The organism is Mesorhizobium sp. M7A.F.Ca.ET.027.02.1.1, from assembly GCF_004022985.1.
Taxonomy (GTDB): domain Bacteria; phylum Pseudomonadota; class Alphaproteobacteria; order Rhizobiales; family Rhizobiaceae; genus Mesorhizobium.
The window spans coordinates 1-2,229 of record NZ_RZOL01000639.1; the positions used below are offsets into that span (position 1 = coordinate 1).

The window sequence follows — 2,229 nt, forward strand, 5'->3', positions numbered from 1 at the left end:
GTGCTGGACGCCTGCCCGAACATGCTTTGGCTGGTGAAGGGCGGCGGCGGAATCCGCAACTGGCGCGAATTTCTGGCCGCGGCCGAGGTTGCCCGGCCGGCCATGGGCGTCAGCCCGAGCGCTTGGGAGGAAGCGCGAACGGCAATGGGTGAGCAGCAGGCGGCAATCACCATTGCCGCGATCTACCAGCGGCAGGACCAGATCAACAGCGCCGGCGGCTATTTGCGCAGCCTGACGGACCGAGCAAAGGCCGGAAAGTTCTCAGTCTGGCCAATGGTGATGGCTTTGTTGCGGGCAAAGCTTGACGCATCGAAGACGACCGGAACCGGAACCGGTTCCGAAGCTGAAGCCGCGGCCGTCGATTTGGAGACGGCCGGCAAGGTTGTGCGCACCGAATCCCGGTTGGAAATCAGCGATGCCTTGCGCCGCAGCCTCGACAAGTCGGGGCGCAGATCATGATGAGCCGGACGGGTTTTGATCCGCACTATGGGACATGGACGATGGCTGCAGCGCTTGTCGGGAAGAGCGTCTTATGAGAGCATCGAGGGCATGAAAAACGAACGCGACCGGGAACCGACGCCCGATGAAACGGCCGGAATAGTGTGGTGGAACTCACTTGCCGAATCCGATCGTGCGGCTTGGCTGGCGCGGGCTGACAGCGCGGTTCCAGCTGATGCCTGGGCGGCGTACAAGCGGCTCGGGAATGTTGAGCGTCAGCCACGGACCGTAAACTGAGGACTGTTCTGTAGCGGGATGACGTCCTTGTACCTCGGTCAGCTCGCGGGTAGTTCGGCAACGAGACCAAGCCGGCGGGCTCGATCGAGCAGGTTCTTGACCGACGAGGCAGACCATTTTGCGCTTCCTCGTGGGGTTCGCTCATGCAGGCGCTCGAGCTGTCCGGCAATGTCGCGTAGCGATAGTTCTGGGTTAGACTGCGAAATCCCTGCCACAAGGGTCATCAGGCGATCTTCGGGAGGCAGAGGAGACGCCCGCTTTAGCAGTGTGGATTCGGCCAGGTGCTCGGTGACGAGCCACCTCACTGCCCGCCGCAGTCGTTCAGGCGTCCAGTCGAGGCCGCGCTGCTTCAGGACCCGAACGATGTCGTCCCAGTTATGGTCTGGTCGCATCCGGCGGACCGTCGGAAGCCACTGGTTCATCGTTGATTGTAGCCGTCGGCCATAAGCCGCCTTTTGCACCGCGGTCATCTTCGCCAGGGCTTCGGGCTTGCGCTCCCGGATACCAGGATTGCCTGGCAGTCGCCCCTTCGATCGTGCAGCGATGATGCCGGCCTTGGTCCGTTCCGAGATCAGCGCACGCTCGAGCTGGGCAACGGCACCGAGGACCTGTAGCGAAAACATGCCCTGTGGCGTCGACGTGTCGATCGGATCTCGCAGAGATCGGAAATGCGCGCCCTTCTCAGTCAGATTCTCGATCACCTGAAGAAGATGGCTGACAGAGCGTGCAAGGCGATCGAGACGCACAACGACCAGGACATCGCCGGCGCCGATCTCGCTGATCAACCGCAATAGGGCAGGGCGGGCTCTCGACGCACCGGATCCATGTTCCTGAACGACGACGTCACAGCCGGCCGACCGTAGCTCAATTTCCTGCGCTTCCGTCGCTTGTTCGTCCGTCGACACGCGCGCGTAGCCGATTTGCCGGCCCTGTGGTCGACCGGAGCGTCGATCTTGCGCCTCACGGGCCATTTGCGGCGTCTCTCAGCATCGGGAAGGGCGGTTGTACAAACCCCGAAGATATCAGCAAACGATCGTTTGTAAACGTCTCTAGTGGCCCTTTACATCGCGCCTATCGCTTCGATGAGCCGGTAAATCAACTTTTTCGGCCTGCTGAGCGTCCTAGGGCGTCGTGCTGTACAGTCCCGATATGAGGGACTTATCGATAGTGAGAAGTGCGCCGGAGAAGGTCCCCTGCAAGTCAACCTAAGCGCCCGATAGCTTGACTGTCGCGAATCAGCCATCATGAAAACAATGGCTTACGACATCGGCGATCTGTCCCTGAAAACCCTGATCGGGCCGGTTTCCCGCGCGACCGAAGCCTTGGCGCGGCTCGACGAGCGCCTGGCCCGCTCGCCGGTCCGCGACGGCTTTGTCGAGCGCCAGCATTTTGCAGACGCGGCCGCCGCGCTCTGGCTCGAGGGCGAGCTCGTCCACCTCGAGGATCTTGTCCTGCACGACGCCCACATGGACACCCGCGCCCCGACCCACGAAC

Annotated in this window: 2 protein-coding genes and 1 pseudogene; 2 read left to right on the forward strand and 1 reads right to left on the reverse strand. The window is 62.1% G+C overall.

Annotation, left to right across the window (positions count from 1 at the left end; genetic code table 11):
• Positions 1 to 459: replication initiation protein RepC (repC, locus tag EN749_RS34525; protein WP_245491568.1), on the forward strand; the 459-nt coding region annotated here is incomplete at its 5' end.
• A 314-nt stretch (positions 460 to 773) separates the two neighbouring features.
• On the opposite strand, the gene EN749_RS34530 is transcribed toward repC, so the two are convergent.
• A complete protein-coding gene (locus EN749_RS34530; protein ID WP_128364852.1) occupies positions 774 to 1,706 on the reverse strand; it encodes a recombinase family protein in 933 nt (310 codons plus the stop codon).
• Between the two features lie 282 nt (positions 1,707 to 1,988).
• On the opposite strand from EN749_RS34530, the pseudogene EN749_RS34535 reads away from it, so the two are divergent.
• Positions 1,989 to 2,229 (forward strand): annotated as a pseudogene (locus tag EN749_RS34535) (hypothetical protein); the annotation flags it as partial.

Coding starts and splice junctions, on each gene's coding strand:
- EN749_RS34530 (WP_128364852.1), bottom strand. CDS start 1,706: ATGGCCCGTGAGGCGCAAGATCGACGCTCCGGTCGACCACAGGGCCGG.